Raw genomic sequence first — 21,172 nt, 5'->3', positions numbered from 1 at the left:
CCGTCCTCGCACTCGCCCGCCGCCGAGTCAACGTCCTCTGGGCCCTCCTCCGCGACGGACGTACCTACGAACCCCTACCGCCCACACCTCTCGCGGCTTGACAGACCGCATTAGGAATCACGGGCGCGTCTGGCGTCGTAGCCGCACCCGGGCGCGTGCGGCACTCCGATCGTCAGTCGATCAACGTCCAGTGAGGAGCCCCCTTGACCCCCCATTTCTTAACTCTGTGGAGCAGTCACGCATCCTGGTCACCTGGCAGTTGAGACCGTCGGCTACATCCGGGGACCGGTAGCTCCGCCGGTTGTAACTCGGCGAAGCTACCGGCTTCAGTTCCTTGCAGGCTGACGAAGGGACCTAATCAATCCGACCGCACGAGTTCGGAAAGGTTGATCAAATAGTGATTGAACCTCAAGTCTTCGTGCGTGGAATTCAGGACTTCCAAGGCTGACTGCAGAGCACGCCTTGGAGCCTTATTGAATTCACGTAGGGGGATAGTCGACACTACGCCAGAAAAACTGTAGGAGACTTCCACTATGTCACCCCTCCTCACCGCCGAAATGGAGTCCTGGCTTTGCGAAGATTCCACATGAGATGTGCCAGACGACGTGATTTCGCGGTTCAGCTGGACAAGCATGAGGACGAAGTCAATTACAGGGAGTCCGGGTGTCCTCAATTGGACCTCGTTGCTACCGTCACCAATCACTACGTCAGAGTTGAAGTAGTGAAAGGTCAGTTCATCGGCGGTGAGAGCGCGAATCGAGGGGCCCGAGACATCTTCGACATCCCAAGATGGATCGTCCACGCGAGGCAGAAAGGTAAACGAAATCATTTCACCACCTAGAACATGAACTTTGGCATTGCAGTGACGAAATTACCTGCGTCATCGACGGCGATCCTCATGCCGTTTTGACCCATAGCGCCGACCTCTGCATCTACTCCGAAATCGTAGTCGATATAATACCCGCCCCGGGGGTCCGAACTGGCCCTAGGAACTTGCCTTCCGTTCGCGATGGCCTCGTTCACCATCTCCCGGAAACGGGTCTTGTCGATCCCTCCAGAAAGTACGTTCTGCATCTTTCCGTCCTTATGATAGGAACCTCCAAACGAATGCTGAGACCAGGCGTGGTCAAACTGTTTGGTTGTTACTACGCAACTTGCGTTGTGGACCAGGACCGATGTCTCGCCTGCCAGCACATAGTACGTGTGCAGGTCCGACACGGTCAGGTTGTACGTCGGCTGGAGTTCGTTCCAGTGCCGGGTCTTCGTGATCTCCACAGATGTGCCATCTGCGACGCGGAGGGCGTCGCCGGCTTTTAGCTGTCCCGCTTTGGTCCAGCTCTGTGTCTCAGGAGTCCAGAACGGATGATGATCGGTGGCCTCTAGTGCGCCCTGACCCTGGGCCCCATCGATCGTGATGCTCGTGAATTCCCGGTCGTCCGGCGTATAGATCGTGGCTATGACGCGGCGCGGACCTGAATTACCCGAGAGCGGATTGGTTGAATGAACCAGGTCACCCCTGCGCACTCGCTCAATAGGTAGATTGGAACCGTCCGCCATAAGCACTGGAGTTCCTGCAGGAAAGCTGTGCTTCGGGCTGCAAGGGTTCTTCTTGAAGAGGTTACTAATCGCCTCGAAGATCCCGCCGGCTTCCCCGCCGTACTTCTCCGCCCATCGCGTGACCTTGAGAGGCGCGGCGGCCCATCCTAGGCCCGGAATCGCGGATGCGCAGGAGAGGAGGGCGTCTTTCCACGCGTCCTTCTCGCCTATCCCGTACTTGTTGAGGCCGGATTCCACTCCGTAGGCGATGCAGTTGACGGCGTCGGCAGGTTCCCCGAGCCCAGGGATCAGACCCAAAATGTCAAGCCTGAGGTGGATGAAGTCCTTGAGGCTCATGCCGGGGGGAACATCATTGCTGGTGAGCCCCTGCAGCAGGGCGAGGAGCGGGGAGGATCCGCCTGCGGCGTCCTGGCGGATGGTGGCCTCGTGTTCGGCCTGACTCTGCTCCTGAAGGGCTTGTTGCTCCGCCTTGTAGCGCTCTGTCTGGTAACGGTCGACCGTGGAGCGGTACTTTGCGTAAGCATCGGTGGCGCTCTGGCCGGCGTTGAGGGCGGACTGCCGGGCCTGTTCCGCTGCCTGGAAGGCGCTTGCGGCGTACCCCTGGGCGGCACCGTAACTTGCTTCGGCGGATATCGCCGCGTTCGTGGCCTTGCGGGCGCTGCCGGCTGCGTCGGCCTCGGCCTTGCGGGCGGCGGCGGCTGATGCGCTTGCGGAGCGGGCGGAGGCGCTGGCGCGGTTGGCGGCCTCCAGTGCCCTGTCGGCGTGGTCGGTGGCCTCGTTGGCGGATTCGGTTGCTTCCTTGGCGTGGCCTGTGGCCAGGTCCGCGTGTCCTTGTGCCGTTTCGGCGGCTGCGGCCGCCTCGTAGGCGGACTGGTAGGCGAGGGCGGCGGTGGCGCTGGCCGTGGCGATGATGCTTTGGATCTGCTCAACGTGTGCGGCGTTGAGCTGATCGCGCCGGGCGGCCTTGTGTCGGCCGGAGGTGACGAAGGCGATCAGGTTGGTGTCGGGGCTGGCGAGGGCGGCTTCGGCTGCTGCCTTGACCTCTGGCCCCCCGCCTTCGGCGAGCCGGGCTGCTTCGACGCGGTAGTCCTCGATCCGCGCCTGGTGCTGGCCTTGCTGGAGGAACGTGTCGAGGGCCTTGGGATTGGGGTTGTCGAGCGCGGCTTGGGCGGCTTCCTTGACTCCCACTCCGCCGGCCTCGGCGAGACGGGCCACCGTAATGCGGTTGTCGGGGGCTGCCGCCTGGTACTGGCCTGTGGTGAGGAAGGTGTGGACCTGGGCCGGGGTGCCCGCGAGGGCGGCGGTTGCCGCCGTGCGGACATCCTCGTAAGTGGACTGCGTGGCGAGGACGTTGACGGCTTCTCGTTCGTCTTCTTCCTCGGCCAGTTTCCAGCTCGTGCGCGCGTATGCGACCACGGCGGCGTCGTCGCCGACCAGGGCGCTTTCGGCTGCGGCCCGGCTCCATGGGCCGCGGATCTGCAGCGCTGTCATCGCCATCCGGCGGCCGGCGGCTGCGACCTGCGCGGGCTGCGCGTCCGGCTCGGCGGCTTGGACCGCGAGGGTGTCGAAGTCCGCCTGGAGCTGGAGGGCTTCCTGCTTTGCCTTGATGACCTCGGCCTTGGCGGCGTCCACTGCCTCCTTGGCGTCACGGGCCTCGTTGACCAGCAGGGTCGTACGGGCGGCGATCTCGTTCGCCTCACCCTGGCGGGTGGTGGCCTGGATCTCCTGGGCCTTGGTGACCGCGGTGGTGGCCGCCTGGGCGGCCTTTAGCGCCTCGGCGGCATTGATCTTCGCCTGGTTGGCTGCGGCCTGGGCATCGTCGGCGTGCTCGTTCGCCTTGCGTGCCGCTTCTGCGGCCTTGCGTGCGTGGGCAGCCGAGGAACGCGCAAAGTCGCGGGCCTCGGTGGCGGCGGCAATGGCATCGTCCGCGTGGGCCTGCGCGGCCAGGGAGGCCCGTCTGGCTTCCGCGGCGTGCCGCTCGGCTGCGGCGGCTGCCTCCTTGGCCTGGCCCGCACTGGCGCCGGCCTGATCCGCGTATCCCGCGGCGGCCTCTGAGCTCGCCGCGGCCGCGTTCATGTCGTCGATGGCCCCGATCGAAGCGTTCAGCGCGTCCTTCGCCGCTTGTGCCGTCTGCAGCATCGAGTCAAGGGAGTCGGCGATCTTCTCGGCGTCGGCGGCGGCCTTCAGCGCGTTGGCGGCTGCCTGCTCATTGACCTTGCCCGATGCTGCGGCCGACCACGCCTTGCTAGCAGCCTGAGAGGCGCGTTGAGCCGCGGTGGAGGCGCTGGCCGCGGCGGCGATCGCGGTCTGTGCGGCGGCGTTGGCGGCGCGGGCTGCCGAGATGGCGGACTTCGCCGCAGCGGCGGCACGGCGGGAGGCCTCCGCCGCCCGGCGCGCGGCATCCTCGGCCTTGTCCGCGTCGTTCTTCGCGGCCAGAGTTTCGGCCGCCGCCGTCGCGGCCTCCTTCTTCGCCAGACCGGCGGCTGTCTGAGCCTTCTTGGATTGTGCTTCTGCGCTGGCTTTGGCCTTCTCGGCAGCTGACGCGGCGTCAATGGTCTGCTGCGCCAGGTCGCTGATGCTGGCGTGTTCCTGGTCCTGGGCACGGGTGATGTACTGCCCGTAGGCGAGGAAGTCGCGCACCTCGCCGATGCCCGCGTTCAGCGCGGCGGCCGCGGCCCGCTTGGTGGCGGGGCCTCCCGCCATCTCGATCTGCGCCACACGGACCCGGGCGTCGTCGTCGCGGCGCTTGTATTGGCCTTCGTTCAGGAAGCTGCGGACATCGTCGATGGTTCCGTTCATCGCCGCGTCGCCGGCTTCGCGCAGACCCGGCCCACCGGCTTCGGTGGCACGAGCGGCGGCCACCCGCTGGTCGTCCTCCAGCGGCTGCTTCCAGCCGTCCTTCATGAACGCAGCCAGCTGTTCCGGGGTCCCGTTGAGGGCGTTGGCTGCGGCTTCGCTTACCCCCGGTCCGGCCTCGGTGACGAGTGTGAGTGCGGCTTCCCGCAGGTCAAGCTCCTCCGCCACTTTCTGGCCGTTTTCCAAGTACTCCCGGACCTGCTGGTCGGTGCCCATGAGGGCCCCTTCCGCAGCTGCCCTGACCGCCGGTCCAGCGGACTTCCACGCCTCCAGCGCCTGGGCCCGGTCGGAGAGCGGGGGCACAGGTAGATCCTCGGCGCCGACGGGTGCTGCCGAGATGAGGGTGGCCACGAGAGCCAGGGGCAGGATTCCGCGGGCGGACCTGCTGACCCACCGGATTCCCCTCCCCCTGCGCCCAGGGCCTGCAAACTGACGCACTGATTCGTTCCTTCTCTTGGTGGGGACCGAAGGGCCCACAAGCCGGAACGCCCGGCTGCAGTGTTTTTTCGGTCAAGCGCGCCGAAAAGGGCCTGCCGCCTTCTGTCATTCGGCCTCCCCAGGCTGAATGCGACAGACCCCACCCAAGTCCGCAAACCTGGCACGACCTTGCTGTGTACTTCCAGTGCAAGATATGTGCGAGAGGCACGTAGTTGTAGTCGAATGATTGACCGTGATCCAACCGTGACAGGTGCGCCTCGTCTGTCAGCCCAGGTGCCGGGCAGTGCCGCCATGTACGGGATCTGCGGTTATATTGACCCGGCGGCCTCCCCAGGCGAACACGACCGACTGCCGCACTTGGCACGGTCACCCGATTCGGTTTGAACCCTCCGGCACTCGCAGGGCGGGGTTCGTCCTTGGAAGGCGAAAACTTCAGTGCGTATACGCAGATCGATGGCCGTGACGGCTGCGGTGATGGCCGCCGCTGTGGGGGCGCCCACCCCTCTGGCCGCCGCAGCCGGTGAGACACCGGCAGATACCGACATCCCTTATGCAGTTGAGGACGGGGCCTACCCCAACCGTGCCGACCTTCTCGAAGAGACTGGCGCCGACCTGATCGCCGGCGACGGCAATATCACCTTGACCTTGTGCTCTGGCCCTCACCAAATCAAGGTGTGGGCACGGAACCTGAAGACTGGCGACTCCCGGATCTGCTTCGCGGCCGCGGGCACTGGCTACCTGAGTGTCAACATTCCCCGCGCCTACCGTATCGAGACCGACGACCGGGACATCGAGGCAGACGTCTCGATCGAAGGCACCACCGAGAGCCTGACCGTCCCACGCGACACTTCAAAGGGCTTCGGCGAGGCCGACATATCTGATCCGCAGCAGGCCGTCCTGCTGGAGATGCGGGTCACCGGGACGAGCACACCCGCGACTCCGCCGCCCGCCGGAGACACCACACACACATTCACAGGAAAGCTCCGCATCGGGGAGACTCGCTCGTGCACCGCGGTTCTCGTCGACCCGCGCTGGGCGATCACCGCCAAGAGCTGCTTCGCCGACAAGCCTGCGGAAAGCATCGACGCCACGCCAGGCGCCCCCAAGAGCAAGACCACCATCACGCTCGGCCGGTCCGACCTGGACTCCACCGGCACCCACACCAGTGCTATTTCCTACGTGATTCCGCAGCCCGAACGCGACCTTGCGCTGGTACGGCTGGACCAGCCAGCCTTCGACGTCACGCCGGTAGCAATTTCCGGCACGGCAGCGGCCACCGGCGAAGAACTCACCGTCGTCGGCTATGGCCGGACCAGCGACGAATGGGCACCGGCCAAGCTGCACACCTCCGTCTTCTCAGCCGGAGCGACCTCGGCGACGGGCGTCGACCTCACCGCGAAAACCCCGGCGGAAACGACCATCTGCAAGGGTGACGCCGGCGCCCCGGCGCTTCGCACCGAGAACGGCAAGCTGGCCCTTGTGGCCATTGGCAGCCGGTCCTGGCAGGGGGGATGCCTTGGCGAGCCCGTGGCCGAGACTCGAACTAACGCGGTGGGAGCCCGCATTGACGGGTTGAAGCAGTGGGTCGATGACGTCGCCTTCGGGGCCAGCGACTTCAACTGTGACGGGCAGCGGGACGTCGCGATCGCGGACCCGGATGCCACGGTCTCCAGCGCTGCGAAGGCCGGACGTGTGCAGGTCGTCTACGGCGGCGGGAAGGGCAACGCGGAACTGTCCCAGGCGCTGCCCATCGTGTCTGGTTCCGCGGAGGCGAACGACCGTTTCGGAGGGTCGCTGGCAACTTTCGACCACAACCTCGACAACTGCACCGACCTGGTCGTCGGCGTGCCGGGCGAAGCGATCGGCACTGCGGCTGGAGCGGGCGGTGCGCACATCGTTTACGGTTCGCCCGCCGGTCTCGGGCAGGGCAAGGTGACAGTGGACCTTGTCCAGGGTTCTGGCAACGGGGCGCTGTTGGGTATGGGTGCGGAGGCGGGTGACCGTATGGGTCAGGCCGTCACGGCCGGTACCACCATCACGGGCGTGCCGTATCTCGCCGTCGGTGTTCCGGGTGAGGACGGATCCGGCTTCGTTGATGCCGGTGCGGCTGTCTACCTGTACGGCACATCGACGAACAATGTTCTGATCAACCAGGGCTCGGTAGGTGTGCCTGGTGGTCTTGAGAGCAATGACGAGTTCGGTGCGTCTCTGGCTGGTTCTCCGCAGCACCTTGCCATCGGTGCGCCGGGTGAGGCGATCGGCGGCTTGGCTGATGTGGGGGCTGTGGTGGTGTTCAACCACACGCGCAACGCTGCCAACATTCCTACGGCTCTGGCTGGGCTGGACCAGAACCTCGCTGAGATCGAGGACGCGTCCGAAGCCGGCGACACGTTCGGGTATGCGCTCGACATGGTCGCCTACAAGCCCACCGCAGCTGCCACGGGGACGGAGTCCCTTCTCGTGGTCGGCACCCCGGGTGAGGGTACTTCAACGATCGCGACCACCGGCCGGGTCGATGTGGTCCGGCTGACCCCGACCGGCTTCGTCCCGATGACCGGTATTCACCAGGGCACCACCGGTATCTCCGGTGCGAACGAGGCTGCTGACCGGTTCGGCCACTCCGTGTCCGCCGTGCGCACGAACCCCTCGGCCGTGAGCACGGCTCAGAACACTCTGATGGCTGTGGGTGTTCCGGGTGAGGACATCGGAACGGCCACGGACGCCGGCGGCATCTACACCTTCGGCATGATCGGTGCGCCGGGTGACTCCGACAGCACCGTCTACCCGGGTCTCGCCGGTCTTCCCGGCGTCCCGGTGACGGGCGAGAAGGTCGGCACCGCGGTCACCGCCACGGGCACGCACCTCTACGTCGGCGTCCCTGACGGCCCGTCGGCGTACGGCCGTGCGCACACCGTGCCGTGGGCGAACATCAACGCCGGCGGCAGTGCGCCAGTCGTGACGTACGAGCCCGGCAAGAACGGACTCCCGGCGGTCGGCCTGCGCTTCGGCGCCGGCATGCGCTGACCCCGCACCGCAGAAACAAGCACGCTCCGGCCCCGGGAAACGCCAGCGCGTTTCCCGGGGCCACCCCCATGTCCGCCAGGGCATGCTTCACCGCTCCTGCCTTCCCTTCCCTGAAAGAGGCCCCTTGTGCGTCGCCCTCTCCTGATCCTCGCGTCCGTGGTGCTGGCCATCGCCGGCACCACAGCTGTAGCACCCGCCGCACCGAAAACAGCCGTTACAGCAACGGCCGAAACCTCCGTCCAGAAGTACGGCACGCACCCTCACCAGAGTGTCGAGGTCACGTGGAACCCGTCCCTGGCACCCCGCCCAGTGGTGGTACTCATCACCGGCGGCTACTGGTACGAACACGCCAGCTGGGGAACCTATGCGCAGCAATTCTCCGACCAGGGTTTCCAGGTCTTCACCATGAAGTACCGGCTCAACCTCGACGCGGCCTGGCCGGCTCAGCGTGACGATGTCACCAGTGCCGTGAAGTGGATCCGCGACAACGCCGACCAGTACGACGCCGACCCGGACAACGTTCTCCTCGTCGGTTCCTCCGCGGGCGCGCAGATGGCCACAGACGCCGCCACCCGCGGCACGAATGCCCTCGGCCTGAAGGGCATCGTCGGGCTGTCTCCCGTCGCATCCCCCTACCGCGCCTGGCAGGACGGCAACACCTCCACCGTCGCCAAGATCCGCAAGCTCCGCGACAACGCCACACTCCTGGCCCGCTGCTCCCCTGACTCCACCGACAACGACACCACCAACCGGGCAATCGGCTGCTGGGACACCTGGCGTGCCATGGACTCCGCGAACTGGGTCACCAAGGGCGACGCCCCGATGTACCTGCTCCACTCCGACGGGGACTTCGTACCTTCCACGCACTCCACCGCACTGGAAACAGCCGCGAAGAGCGCGGGCGTTCCCGCCTCGGACGTCACCACCAAAATCGTCGCCGGCTCCTCCGCTCACGGACAAGCGCTCCTGGCCACCCCCGGCACGTTCGACGCGGTCATCTCCTGGCTCAAGGCCCGAACCACCTGATACGGCCGACGCCATCCCACCCTTTACCTCTTTTTGCGCTATTTCAAGGAGCAGTAGATGAGTCGCCGTGCCCGAGCCGGACACACACCCGTCCGGCAAAGCGTCCGTTCCGTGGCAGTGGTTCTGGCCATGAGCGGGTTCGTGTCCCTGGGATCGCCGGGTGCCTCGTGGGCGGACGAGTTGCTTCCCCCGCGCCTGGCGGACTTCAACAACGACAAAGTCGGTGACCTGATAGCAGGCACCCCAGATGCGTCTTCCGCCGCCGGCTCTGTGTCCGTCCTCCCTGGGAGCAGCACCGGCCCCGGAGCGACGGGGCTTATGATCATTTCGCAGAGCGGTACCGTTCCGGGCTCGCCCGAGCCCGGTGACCGCTTCGGCGCGGATGTGGCCTACGGGGACGTCGACGGCGACGGTCTGACCGACCTTGCCGTCGGATCACCCGGCGAGGCGGACAGCGTGTACCAGCAACGGGGCAACGTCACGGTCCTCACCGGCAGCAGCCAGCTCACCCAGGGCAGCTACTTCACCACCGCCGATGACGACCCCCGCGGCCCGGGCCTGGCGCGTCTGGGTACTGCGGTCGCCATGGGCGACATCACCGGGGACGGCCTGGACGACGTCGTCGGCGTCGGCCTGGGCTCCGGAGGCTCTGGAGGCTGGCTGGTATGGCGTGACAGCGCCACGGCCAAGGCATCAACCCACCGTCTCACCTTCGAAGACCTCACCCACGTGGACGTCGCGGCGGGGGACTTCAACGGGGACGGATTCGATGACGTCGCCGTCACCACCGTCGACCGCTACGGACAGGCACGCGCCTACGAGTACCAGAGTGCCGGTGCCACCGGACTCACCCACGCCATGGCCATCCAGATGGGCGCCGGCCGCACCGTCGACGCAGGCGACATCAACCAGGACGGCCGCGACGACATCGTCATCGGCCAGCCCGACCCGGCAGAGGTCGCCCCTGCATACGGCGGTACCACCGGTGGACAGGTCACGGTCAAGCTCGGCCAGGACTACGGCCTGTACTACCGCGGCCACACCACCACCTTCAGCCAGTCCACCACGAACGTGCCCGGCGACTCCGAAACAGGAGACGCCATGGGAGCTTCAGTTGCACTGCGGGACCTGAACGGAGACAAGACCCTCGACATCGTCACCGGTCTGCCCGGTCAGGACTCAACGGTGAACGCAGTGACCAACGCCGACGCAGGAAGCGTCCTACTCCTCAACCTGTCGAGCACCCCGGAAGGTATCGCGCTCCGGGACGCGACCGGACTCAGCCAGGGCACCGGCGGCATCGGCGGCGGCGGTGAAACCGGCGACGGCCTTGGAAGCGCGGTCACCGCAGGTGACTTCACCGGAAACGGGACCACCGGTCTCGTCCTGGGAGCCTCCGGCGAAAACAACGGCGACGGCACCACCATCTACCGCACATCCACCGGCACCGCCACCTTCATCAGCAAGACCGCCGCAGGCGTCCCCAGCGGAAGCAGACTCGGCACCGTCCTCAAATCCTGAGCGGTAGCCACCTCAGCATTGAGGAACCACCAACGTGTCTCCCGAGCGCGAGACCGTCCGTCAGCGTTGGGCTTTGGCGTTTGCCAGGATGAGCAGGGCTCTCTGGCGTGTGCTCAAGTATCGGGCTTTCATGTGGAGTTTGGTCTGGATCCGCCAGGTCTTGAGGTCCGCGAAGCCGTACCTGGCTGCGGCGCGTTCGCGGCGGACGAGGTGTTCGCTTCCTTGTCAGTCGGCCGGCCGGTGGTACTGAGCTCGATCTGAAACACCGCGCCGATGGCCGGGCCGCTCCCCACTCTGCAGCGTGGGGAGCGGCCCGGCTGCCTTGCATCGCTCACATCAGCCGGACGAGATTTGTGTGCACTTTGACGAGGCCGAGAGCTGCGGGAATACGCGCCCTGGGGCGCCGCAGGCCGGCGCACAGCGGCCGCCTAACATGTGCCGATCAACAGGAGATCGCAGAGCATTGTGTGACAAGGGGAATCAGTGCGCCTGAGCAGGCAGTTCAAGATGATTGCCGTGGGAGCGACAGGGATAGCCCTGCTCGTCGGGTGTGCGGGCGTACAGGGTGTGGTGCGGTCGAAGGGAAGTCCGGCTTCCGGGACGGAGCTGCCCGTGGAGACCGGCGCCCGGGAAGTCGTCCATACCGCCCAGGGCGGGAAGACGTACGGGATCCGGCTCGCGGTCAAGGGCCTGGTCCGCGCCTCGGAGGACGCCCTCGACGGCGTGCGCCTGGAGGGCGACCTGAAGGGCAAGATCCCCCACTACCTCACCTTCGAGGTCACCAACACCGGCAAGAAGAAGATCCCCTACGCCTACGAGGTCTTCCGCAACCTCGCCCTGACCGGCACCGACTGGATGCCCGGAGCGCAGGTCAACGGGATTGCCTCGTCGCCCTGCGAGGACTCCGCGCCGGACGCGCTGGCACCGGGCGACTCGTACACCAGTTGTGGGACGTACATGGTGTCGAAGGGCGTCGGTGTGATGGCCGTGACGCACACCGCCGGGGGCGGGTTCATCAGCCCGGCCGACCAGGTCGCCTCCTGGCCGGTCGACGGCGGCCTCGCTGCGGCCTCGAAGGAGATGGCGGCCCAGGGCGACACCATCGCCGTCCGCTGGGACGCCGGCGAGGAGAAGGGGGGCATCCTCGAACTGCCCGCCACGCTGAAGTCCGTACGCAAAGGCAGCCCGGCCGACCTCGCCGGTGCCGAACTCGACGAAGACCAGCGGGACCGCATCCCGTACTTCGTGACGATCACCTACCGCAATACCGGGAAGGCCGACCTCTACCCCGGCCAGGCGAGCAGCGTTCGTGTGCTCACCGAGGGCGCTCAGCAGATCGGAGGCGCACCGACCTTCGCTTTCGACGGACTGGAAATCGCCACCTGCCCGTCCGGGGCCACCGGGGAAATGGCCCCGCCCGGTGGCCGGTTGACGCAGTGCACCGTCCACCTGTTGGCGGACGGCGACGCACCGGCCGCGGTCGGCTTCGAGAACGCGGACGAAGGCGAACTCACCGGCTGGCGGACACACGTCTCCTGAGCGGGCCGGGGGCTCGTGCTGACCTGGGTGAGATCGATGGTTCGCCGAGGAGTGCTCCGCAGCCGACTCTGTGGGGCGTCCCGCAGCGGGCAGGTGAGCAAGAGGCACCGCATCCGCTGGAGCCGGATCGAGCGGGAGAGGGCACTCGACCCCACGGTTGCGGTACTACGCAACGTAACTGCACGCAGTGCGCGAACATGGGCCAAGCCATGGGGAACCCGTCGCAACCTGCGCAGTGATTCGGGAGCGTTGGCAGGCATAGTCTTCCTGAGCTCCGCGGCTGCGATAGGAGCGCGGGATGCAGAGAAGGCGGTGTGGCGAACGCCTAACCGATCCCCGTTTGAACCGGATCGAGGAGGATGCAGCCAGATGGAAACGGGCCGCTTTGTCCGTTGTTTCGGCATCGTCGCAGGTGAGAGGCGTCACTTGAATGGGTTCGAGTCCCACCCGCCCCACCAGTTTCACCCTGCGGAAACGTTCTGACCTGCGGAAACATGGATCTCGCGGGGTTGGGTGTCCCGAATCGGTTCGGCGCATGTGTGGCGTTTTGCGTCCCCCGTGAGGGTCAAGAGGCCTGTGACCTGGGGTTTTGTTCGAGTCTTCGGCGGGGTGCGTGGTGTGAAGGCTCCCACGGCTGCCGAGGCAGCGGCCCTGCCTCACCGCATCGACATCATCCACGCGGTATGTGGCTTGTAGCCGTCGGGGTCGGATCCTATCTGGCTGGCTTGTGCTCGATGATCTGCCGCCGCGAATGTTGGTGATGTATCGTAGTTATGTACATCATGGACTCAGGGTGAGGGGTGGCTGATATGTCTGTGACCCAGGTCGATCTCGATGACGAGGCGCTGGCTGAGGCGATGCGGCTCATGGGTGTCTCGACGAAGAAAGAGACGGTCAACGGGGCCCTACGGGACTATGTGGCGCGCATCAAGCGGCTGGAGGCTGCTGAGAAGCTGGCCGCGAGGGGTGAGCGGGGCGAGTTCGAGGCTGCGGCTGCGGCGCATGCAGCGGCCAAGCAGGCCCGGCGGGCAGCCTTCGAGTGATCACATACCTCCTCGACACGTCCGCCCTCTGGTACCTCTTCCGGACGCCGGGGGCATTGGGTCCCTGGGAGGGGCACATCGCCGCCGGTGTGTTCCATATCTGCGAGCCCACGAGGGCAGAGTTCCTCTACTCGGCCACAAGCCCGGCTCATCGGGACGAGTTGGCCGAGGAGGTGGATGCCCTCTGTCATCACGCCCCGGTTCCCAAGAGTGCGTGGCGCTGGGTCGACACCGCGCAGTACAAGCTCACCCAGCGAGGGCAGCACCGTGCCGCCGGAGCCATCGACCTTCTGGTGTGTGCGACGGCGGTCCATCACGGTCACTCGGTGCTTCACGTGGACAACGACTTCGCTACGGTGGGTGCGGTCTTGAAGGAAGTGCAGCAACGGGACGTACGACCACACTGACCGCGGCGGACCGTTGCGCTGCTCGTCCGGGGCCCGGCGCAGATGGGATGAACGCCTACCTCGCGAGAGGCCCACCTGTGGTCCCTGTCCCACCGGAACGCCCCGACTCGATCACATACACAGGACGATCGGTCAGCCGAGGAAGTCCAGCACGCGGTGCCAGGTCAGCTCGGCAGCAGCCGGGTCATGGCCGGGATGCTCAGGGTCGGTGGAGAAGTGACCGGCGCCTGCGTAACGGAAGATCTCCAGATGGATGCGCTTCTCCGTTGCCGCCCGACGGAGTGCGGCAACCTTCTCGGGCGGTGCGAAACCGTCCGGTTCAGCCGCATGCGCCTGCAACCTGAGACCTGGGCGCACGGATTCGGGCAGGGCGGTAGTGGCGTGCAGGAGCAGGACGCCGAGGGTGTCCGGGCGCTCGGGCCACAGTTCGGCAACGACGCCTGCACCCATGGACACGCCGGCGAGGACGGTCTCGCCAGGCATACCCCCGAGGGCTTGTTGGGCGCGGTCAACCACTGTTCGCCAGCCGATCCGTTCGATCAGCTGGTATCCCTCGTCGATAGTGGCCGCGGTCTCGCGGCCGAAAAGGTCGGGGGCGGAAACCTCATGCCCGGCGCGTCGCAGCCGCTCGGCGGCGAGGAGTTCGACCGGGCGCAGACCGAGGACCGAGTGGAACAACGCGATGTGCATGATGGCTTCCCGCGGGGGCATCGAGACGGAGGGCGACCCTAGGCAGTACGTATGGTGAGGTCCTCGTCCGTGATGGGGTGGACCACACGGCAAGGCGTTCCGAGCGCGGAGCTCATCGGGGGAACTCTGCGGCTGACGACGCTGCTGGCGCCGATGACTGACCCGTAGCCGATCCGGACGCCGGGCAGGATCACCACGTTGCTGCCGATCCACACCTTGTCCTCGATCACGATCGGCTCGGAGAACCGCCCGAAGTCAGCCGGGCGCGCGGGATGCACCGGGTGTCCCGTCGTGGTCAGCGTCACGCTGGGCGCGATCATGACTCCGTCGCTATACGGATGTTCACGTCATCGACGAGCGTCAGGTTCACGTTCCCGAAGAAGTCGTCGCCGATGTGGGCGTTGCTGCCGAACCCGGCGTGGAACGGTGGCAACAGTGCCGTGCGTTCGCCGGACGGAGCCGAAAATCGCGACGAGCAGCGACCGACGCCTCCCACATTCGCTCGGGGGCGTTCGGTTGTACTCGAATATCTGGTCCGCGCGGCGCGGGGCGACTGGAAGGCCGCTTCGGACTCCGTGTGGACGAGCCCCTGGCGATCCGGTCGAGGACTTCGTGGTGAGTATCGGCCACAGCGGGACGTTCCCTTCATCTGATTCTTCGGATCGGCCCGGAAAGGTGTTGGCCACTGATTGCGACTGTTGATGTCGTTACGCTGTCCCGCGAGACCCGAGTGTCTCCGTCAGGTCCCGTACTGTCACTCCCTTCCTGGTTGACGAACTCGCTCGCGTGTCTGGCTCCACCCCTGGCCCCAACTCGGCCAGACGCTTGGCGAATTCTTGGACGATCGCGTCGTTCGGGGCGGCGCTCCTCGCCGCCCGATACGCCTCCGCTGCCTCGCGGGTCCGGCCGAGGCGGCGCAGCGCGTCCGCGCGGACGGCGGGCAGGGCGTGGTTGCCGGTCAGCTCCTTGGGCGTTCCCAGGGCGTCGACGGCGTCCAGCTGCGCCTGCGGACCGTCGCGCATTCCAAGGGCGACCGCGCGGTTGAGTGCCACGACCGGGTTCGTACGCAGGGCGAGGAGGCGGTCGTACAACGCCACGATGGCCACCCAGTCGGTTGCGGCGGCGGCCGGGGCGAGGGCGTGCTGCGCGGCGATCGCCGCCTGGAGCACGTAGGGGCCGCCCGACGCGACCGCCTCCCGGGCTAGGCCCACGCCCTCGGATATGAGCGAGCGGTCCCAACACCTGCGGTTCTGGTGCTCCAGCGTGATCAGGCTGCCGTCCTCGTCGAGCCGGGCGGCGCGCCTCGAGTGCTGGAGCAGCAGCAGCGCGAGTAACCCCCGTGCTTCCGGCTCCTCCGGTGCCTCGGCGGCGACGAGCCGTGCGAGCCGGATGGCCTCCTCGGCGAGCGGGTCACGGATTGCGCTCCCGTCGCTCGGAGCGTATCCCTCGGTGAACACGAGGTAGAGGACAGCGAGAACTCCGTCCAGCCGTTCGGCGCGTGCCCCGGACGGCGGAACCCGGTAGGGGATTCCGGCGGCCGCGATCTTACGTTTGGCGCGCAGGATCCGCTGCGACACGGTGTCCTCACTGACCAGGAAGGCGCGGGCGATCTCGCGCGTGGTGAGGCCGCCGACCGCCCGGAGGGTCAGCGCCACCCGGGATTCGAGGGGGAGCGCCGGGTGGCAGCAGGTGAACACCAGTCGCAGCCTCTCGTCTCCGGGCGGCGGCGGTTCGCGGACTGCCTCGATCGCGGCGACCTCGGCAAGCTTGCCGCGCTCGGTCGTCCGGCGGCGCAGCACGTCCAGGGCGCGGTGCCGGGCGGCGGTCACCAGCCACGCTCCCGGTCTGCGCGGTACCCCGTCACGCTCCCAGGCCGACAGGGCGCGGGCGAACGCCTCCTGCGCGCAGTCCTCGGCCAATTCCCAGTCGCCGGTGAGGCGCACGATCGTACCGAAGACAACACCCCACTCGCCGCGGTACGCCTCGGCGAGCGCCGCCCGGACGTCTGCCGGCCCGGTACTCACGAGAAGTCCGTCCAGAATTCGCGCAGCTCGGCGGTGCCGGATCGTGCCATGGGACAGCGGGAGAGGTAATCGATCGCTTCCTCCCACTCACCGTCGATGAACACGATTCCGGTCACCCACTCCGGCACGTCGGCGTACGCGCCGTCGGTGATCAGCAGTTCCCCTCCGCGGCGCCGCACGAGGGTGGCGTCCTGGACGGGACGCAGGTGCTCGCCGCCGAGGTAACGGCCGGAGGCGAGACCGTCGCGGACCCACTCGGCCACCGAGGCGGGATCAGGGGTGAAGGCCGGCGCGCTCGGGTCCGCCCTGAGGATCCCGAGGAAGCGGGAGGCGGGCGCGTCGCCCTCGTGCGGGACGTTCCCTGTACCCGGTCCCAGATCGAGCGGTTCGACCGGCCGGATCTCGATGCGTCCGCCGGTCGCCATCGGGTGCGAGGCGGCGACCTCGATCGCCTCGTCGAGGTCGGAGGCCTCGACGAGGTCGTACCCGGCGATCCACTCGGTCGTCTCGGCGAACGGGCCGTCGGTGACCAGCACCCGATCTCCGCGGACGCGGACGGTTCTGGTTTCGGTGACCGGCTTGAGCGGCATCCCCTCGATACGGACGCCACTATCGCTCCACTTCTCGACCCATGTCTCCGGGTTCTCGTCGGTCGACTCTCCGGCGGGGTCAGTGGCGACGAACAACACGTACTTCATGACCGTTCTCCTTCCGAACGTTTCACGAGGACGACGAAGAGCCTTTGCCCAATCCGACGGAACGGCGAGGATTCCGTCGACGATCACTCCCTCTCTGCCCTGGCCGAGGAGTTGAGCTGCACGTACGAGTTGCTCAAATTTCTCCTCGTGTCCAAGGCGCTGAGTCTGCGAGGAGTGCATGCGACCGCCCGCACCGGCTCGTTGCCCCGGAACCGTACCGGCGCCGGCCGCGGCGCAGCCGGGAGAAGCCGCCGGAAGGCATCTCGCAGCTGGTGATGTCCCGCACTGATCTGCCGGCCCTCGTGCTGGGCCGCTATCAGGGCGTGTTGGCCGCCAACTCATGCGCTACGCAGTGTGACAGCGGGGCCCGCCGAGGTCAGTAGTCTCTCCGGTCTCAGGGGAAGAGTCAGGAACGCGGCTTGGGGTGCTTTCTGGCGCTCCCCAGAGCCAGTCGGTGAGTAGGTACGCGTAAGCGGGGATGGTGTGGCGAACGCCTAACCGCTACTCGTTCGAGCCGGATCGAGCAGGACCCAGCCGGACGGAAACGGGTGGCTATGTCCGTTGTTTTGGCATCGTCGCAGGTGAGAGGTGTCACTTGTATGGGTTCGAGTCCCACCCGCCCCACCAAGACCCCCAGGCAGAATCGTTCTGACCTGGGGAAACGTGTTTTTCGGGGAAGTTTTGCGTGTGGCGTTCGCCTCGCGTGGGTGTGGCGAACGTGAGTCCTCGCACATTGAAGAGGAGCCCTGAACGGCTTGACCTGGGGTTTTGTAGCGACGTCCCCGTGGGAGCGTCGTGAAGCAATCCCACGGCTGCTGATGGATATGCCCACCACACTGACGTCGTCCTCCCCTGATCGTTGATCGAGGGGGCCGTAGCAGTCTGCCGCTGCCGCATGGGAGAGGGAGAGTTCGAGGAGGGCGTTAACCTCCCTGCCGGCCCTCGGGGCTCATCGACTTCATCGGCCTCTTGTAGTCGAGCAAGAGCTTCGCGCACCGCGACTGGGCGATCGCCGCCTCGCTCCATCCGGGAGCTCGGTCCTGCTCAGGTCGCCGTATGGTCGCCTTTCGTAAGGGCACGCTTGGTACGGCGGGGTTCACAGCGACTGCTTCTCACGGATCCGGCACAGGAGCTGACCGGATGGAAACCGGGTGTCTGGGTCCTCGCGCCGGGCTTGTACTGCTTCGCCATCGCAAGCTCGTTCCGCAATCTGACGCCGATGCGGACTCTGACCATCAGGTGATCGTTGAGGCAGGCGATGATGCCCGCCGCGAGCGCGGCTCCGGCCACCATCCAGAGGTCGAGCGTGAACCCGGGCCTTAGGTCAGGGCCCGAAAGCCGTTCGGCCCCGCCGTGATCTCGGCGGCTCGGTTTCACGGGCGCGTACCGCGGTCGTTCCCACCCGGCGGCGTGCATACCATTGTACGAATGGCATCCAGCCCCGGCCTCCAGATCGCCTGCCAGTTGGAGATGTCGCCGGGTCGCCTGGTTCCCCGAGGACGCGGAGCCCTCGAGTGCTGGGGAGACGCAGAGAATCGGAGTGAGGCATGCAGAAGCGGGCGCTGCTGGGTCGCGAGACGGAGCGTCGCGCGCTGGCCGCCCTGGTCGAGCAGGGGGCCACCGGGTCGGGCGGCGCGATGGTGATCATCGGTGCGCCGGGGGTGGGCAAGTCGGCGCTGGTCGCGGAGGCCGCGGCCGCGGCAGCGCGCGGCGGGACCCATGTGATCACTGCTGTGGGGGTCCAGTCGGAGGAGAACCTGCCCTGTGCCGGCCTGCACCAGCTGGTTCACCAACTACGGGACGGAATTGACGACTTGCCGGAGCGTCAGCGTACTGCGCTGCTCGCAGCCGTTGGGCTCGTCGACGAGGCCGTCCCCGATCTGTACCTCGTCGGCCTGGCCGCGCTGACTCTGCTGACAGACGCGGCAGCAGAGGCGCCGCTGCTGGTGGTCGTCGAGGACGCCCACTGGATGGATCATGCCAGCCTCGATGTGCTCGGGTTTGTGGCGCGGCGGATCGAGTCCGACCCCCTCGTCCTGGTCGCCGTCACCCGGCGCCTTGATGACCGCCTCAGCAGCGCCGGCCTGCCTGTGCTGCACCTGGGTCCGCTGACGGATGAGGTGTCGGGTGAGGTGTTGGACGCGGTGGCCCCCGGCCTGGGACTGCAGGTCAGGCGGCGGCTGTTGGAGGAGTCCGCCGGGAACCCGCTGGCACTGACCGAGCTGCCGGTAGCGCTGCAGTCGGTCGGCGGGGCGTACGCGCTCAACCCAGGTCCGTTGCCGCTGACCGCACGGCTGGAGAGGACCTTCACGGCACGGGTCTCTCGCCTTCCGGCCGACACCCATACGGTTCTGCTCCTCTCGGCCCTCAACGGTGACGGAACGATGGACGAATGCCTCGCCGCGGCGACCCGGATGCTCGGAAGGGTGGTCGACGCCGCCACTCTTGACGCAGCGATTGACGCGGGTCTGGTAGAAACCCAGGGGCTGGCCTTCAGGCACCCGCTCATCCGCTCGGCGATGTACCACGCCGCTACCGCGGCGGAACGACAGAGTGCACACGCCGCTCTGGCCGCCGCGCTCCAGGGGCAGCCCGATCGACAGGCATGGCACCGTGCCGCCGCCACCGCGGGTCCCGACGAACGAGTAGCACGGGATCTGGACTCCACTGCCGGCAGAGCCCTGCGGCGAGGCGGTGTCGCCGCAGCCCTTGCCGCGCTGAGGCGGGCTGCGGAGCTGACGAAGGACCCGTCCGCGCGGGCAGACCGGCTGCTCCGGGCGGCGGAGCTCGCGCTGGAGTCGGGCCAAGGAGACGTCGCGGCACATCTGCTGGCCCAGGCGCGCTCACTGGATCTTTCGGTCCGGGACCAAGGCCGCGCGGCCTGGGTCAGCATCGCTCTGGCCGAGGGGACACGGGGCGAGGGCGCCGCGACCGCCGCACTGGCCGAGCTGGCGGTCGAGATCGCCGCTGGAGGTGAACCGACACTGGGGCTGCGCATGCTGTGGAGCGCGGTCCTGCAATGCTTCTGGGGAGAGCCAGGGCCGGCCGCCCGCGAGCGGGTCGCCGCCGCCGCCGACCGGATGCCCGTGCATGCCGACGACGCCGACCTGGTCGCTCTGCGGGCGTACTCAGCCCCGGTCGAGCGCGGGGGAGCGGTCATGGAAGGCCTGGCAGGGCAGATGGAGCGCTCGTCCGAGAACCCAGAGGGAGACCAGCTCCTGGGGGGTGCCGCAGTGACGGTGGGTGCTCCCGCCCTGGCAAGCCGGTTGACGGCGAGGTCGCTGGACGCCCTGCGAGCGCAAGGCAGGCTGTCGATGCTGGCCCGCGCCCTCTGCGTCCAGGCGGGGAGCGCCGCACGGCTGGGTGACGTGCGCGCTGGTTTCCTCGCCGCGGAGGAGGCCGCGTCACTGGCCCACGAAACCGGTCAGCCTCTCGTGCACGCGATGGTGAACGCCATCCGCGCGCAGCTGGCCGCCGTCAGCGGCGACCCGGCGTCGGAGGCGTGGGCGGCGGAAGCCGAGCGCGCGGCCCTTCCCAGCGGAGGGCGCCCGGTGCTGGCCATCGTGCAGATGGCCCGCGGGCAGGCGGCGCTCTGCCACGGCCGCTACGGTGACGCGTACGGGCACCTGCACCGTGTCTTCGACCCGGCTGACTCCGCCTTTCACCCCTGGTTGCGCTTCTACGCGGTCGCGGAGCTGGCCGAGGCGGCTGTGCGCAGCGAATCCCCGGAGGTGGCGCGCGACGTCTTGCAGGAGCTCACCCCGCTCGGGGAAATGACTTCTTCGCCCGCCCTGCTCTGCGGATTGCGACTGGGCCGGGCCCTGCTGAGCCCGCAGGATGCCGCCGAGCCGCTCTACAGGGCGGCCCTCGACGCCGTCCCCACAGAATGGCCGTTCGAGCGGGCGCGAGCGTGCCTCGCCCTGGGCGAGTGGCTGCGGCGGCACCGGCGGCCCGCGGAGTCCCGCGCCTCCCTTCAGACCGCGCGCGAGATCTTCGACGCCCTCGGCGCGTCGGCATGGGCGGAGCGGGCACGGCAGGAGCTACGCGCCGCGGGCGCGTCGTCCCCTCGCCAGGACCCGGCCGCGGTGGACCAGCTGACCTCCACCGAGCTGCATGTCGCCCAGCTCGCCGCGCAGGGTCTGACGAACCGGGAGATCGGCGAGCGGTTGTACGTCTCGCCCAGGACGGTGAGCACCCATCTCCAGCGGATGTTCCCCAAACTGGGGGTGACGTCCCGCGGCGAGCTCGCCGCGGTGCTGGGCGGCAGGATGACGTACGCCGAAGGCGCGGCGTCTTGACGTACGCCGAAGACGTAGTCCGACGGACGCGGTCCCCCCTGCTTGTTTCCT

12 protein-coding genes are annotated in these 21,172 nt (G+C 67.5%); 7 read left to right on the top strand and 5 right to left on the bottom strand.

The window, feature by feature from the left end; all coding sequences use genetic code 11:
* Positions 1-837: 837 nt before the first annotated feature.
* The gene (locus ACFWSK_RS22565) at positions 838-4,851 is read right to left on the bottom strand and encodes a polymorphic toxin-type HINT domain-containing protein (RefSeq protein WP_383789048.1); all 4,014 of its coding nucleotides are present in this window, start codon (positions 4,849-4,851) and stop codon (positions 838-840) included.
* Positions 4,852-5,304: 453 nt separating this feature from the next.
* On the opposite strand from ACFWSK_RS22565, the gene ACFWSK_RS22560 reads away from it, so the two are divergent.
* The 6 genes from ACFWSK_RS22560 to ACFWSK_RS22535 all read left to right on the top strand — a co-directional run bounded on the left by ACFWSK_RS22560 (position 5,305) and on the right by ACFWSK_RS22535 (position 13,411).
* Positions 5,305-7,875, top strand: coding sequence for a trypsin-like serine protease (locus ACFWSK_RS22560; RefSeq protein WP_383789046.1), 2,571 nt, complete (start codon positions 5,305-5,307; stop codon positions 7,873-7,875).
* Positions 7,876-8,001: 126 nt separating this feature from the next.
* Positions 8,002-8,901, top strand: coding sequence for an alpha/beta hydrolase (locus ACFWSK_RS22555; RefSeq protein WP_383789043.1), 900 nt, complete (start codon positions 8,002-8,004; stop codon positions 8,899-8,901).
* A gap of 318 nt (positions 8,902-9,219) precedes the next feature.
* On the top strand, positions 9,220-10,422 hold the full coding sequence (locus ACFWSK_RS22550) for an FG-GAP-like repeat-containing protein (RefSeq protein WP_383789040.1): 1,203 nt from the start codon (positions 9,220-9,222) through the stop codon (positions 10,420-10,422).
* 516 nt (positions 10,423-10,938) lie between these two features.
* A complete protein-coding gene (locus tag ACFWSK_RS22545; RefSeq protein ID WP_383789037.1) occupies positions 10,939-11,961 on the top strand; it encodes a hypothetical protein in 1,023 nt (340 codons plus the stop codon).
* Positions 11,962-12,770: 809 nt separating this feature from the next.
* On the top strand, positions 12,771-13,004 hold the full coding sequence (locus ACFWSK_RS22540; protein WP_015577068.1) for a type II toxin-antitoxin system VapB family antitoxin: 234 nt from the start codon (positions 12,771-12,773) through the stop codon (positions 13,002-13,004).
* Positions 13,001-13,411, top strand: a complete 411-nt coding sequence (locus ACFWSK_RS22535) for a PIN domain nuclease (RefSeq protein WP_383789034.1) — start codon at positions 13,001-13,003, stop codon at positions 13,409-13,411. Before ACFWSK_RS22540 ends, ACFWSK_RS22535 begins: the two co-directional genes overlap by 4 nt.
* Before the next feature lie 132 nt (positions 13,412-13,543).
* Here ACFWSK_RS22535 and ACFWSK_RS22530 read toward each other — a convergent pair whose 3' ends face one another.
* The 4 genes from ACFWSK_RS22530 to ACFWSK_RS22515 all read right to left on the bottom strand — a co-directional run bounded on the left by ACFWSK_RS22530 (position 13,544) and on the right by ACFWSK_RS22515 (position 16,823).
* Positions 13,544-14,101 (bottom strand): dienelactone hydrolase family protein, encoded by a 558-nt coding sequence (locus ACFWSK_RS22530; RefSeq protein WP_383789031.1) that lies wholly within the window; start codon positions 14,099-14,101, stop codon positions 13,544-13,546.
* A gap of 38 nt (positions 14,102-14,139) precedes the next feature.
* The gene (locus ACFWSK_RS22525) at positions 14,140-14,421 is read right to left on the bottom strand and encodes a DapH/DapD/GlmU-related protein (protein ID WP_383789030.1); all 282 of its coding nucleotides are present in this window, start codon (positions 14,419-14,421) and stop codon (positions 14,140-14,142) included.
* A gap of 387 nt (positions 14,422-14,808) precedes the next feature.
* Positions 14,809-16,125 carry an RNA polymerase sigma factor gene (locus ACFWSK_RS22520; protein ID WP_383789027.1) on the bottom strand — a complete coding sequence of 439 codons (1,317 nt, stop codon included), beginning with the start codon at positions 16,123-16,125 and terminating at the stop codon, positions 14,809-14,811.
* The gene (locus tag ACFWSK_RS22515) at positions 16,122-16,823 is read right to left on the bottom strand and encodes a YciI family protein (RefSeq protein WP_383789024.1); all 702 of its coding nucleotides are present in this window, start codon (positions 16,821-16,823) and stop codon (positions 16,122-16,124) included. The genes ACFWSK_RS22520 and ACFWSK_RS22515 overlap by 4 nt, the downstream gene beginning before the upstream one ends.
* A gap of 1,547 nt (positions 16,824-18,370) precedes the next feature.
* On the opposite strand from ACFWSK_RS22515, the gene ACFWSK_RS22510 reads away from it, so the two are divergent.
* Positions 18,371-21,121: an ATP-binding protein gene (locus ACFWSK_RS22510; RefSeq protein ID WP_383789022.1), complete on the top strand. Its 2,751-nt coding sequence runs from the start codon at positions 18,371-18,373 to the stop codon at positions 21,119-21,121.
* Positions 21,122-21,172 lie beyond the last annotated feature (51 nt).

Source organism: Streptomyces sp. NPDC058620, from assembly GCF_042717135.1.
Taxonomy (GTDB): Bacteria; Actinomycetota; Actinomycetes; order Streptomycetales; family Streptomycetaceae; genus Streptomyces.
This window is presented reverse-complemented; position numbering and strand designations above follow the sequence as displayed.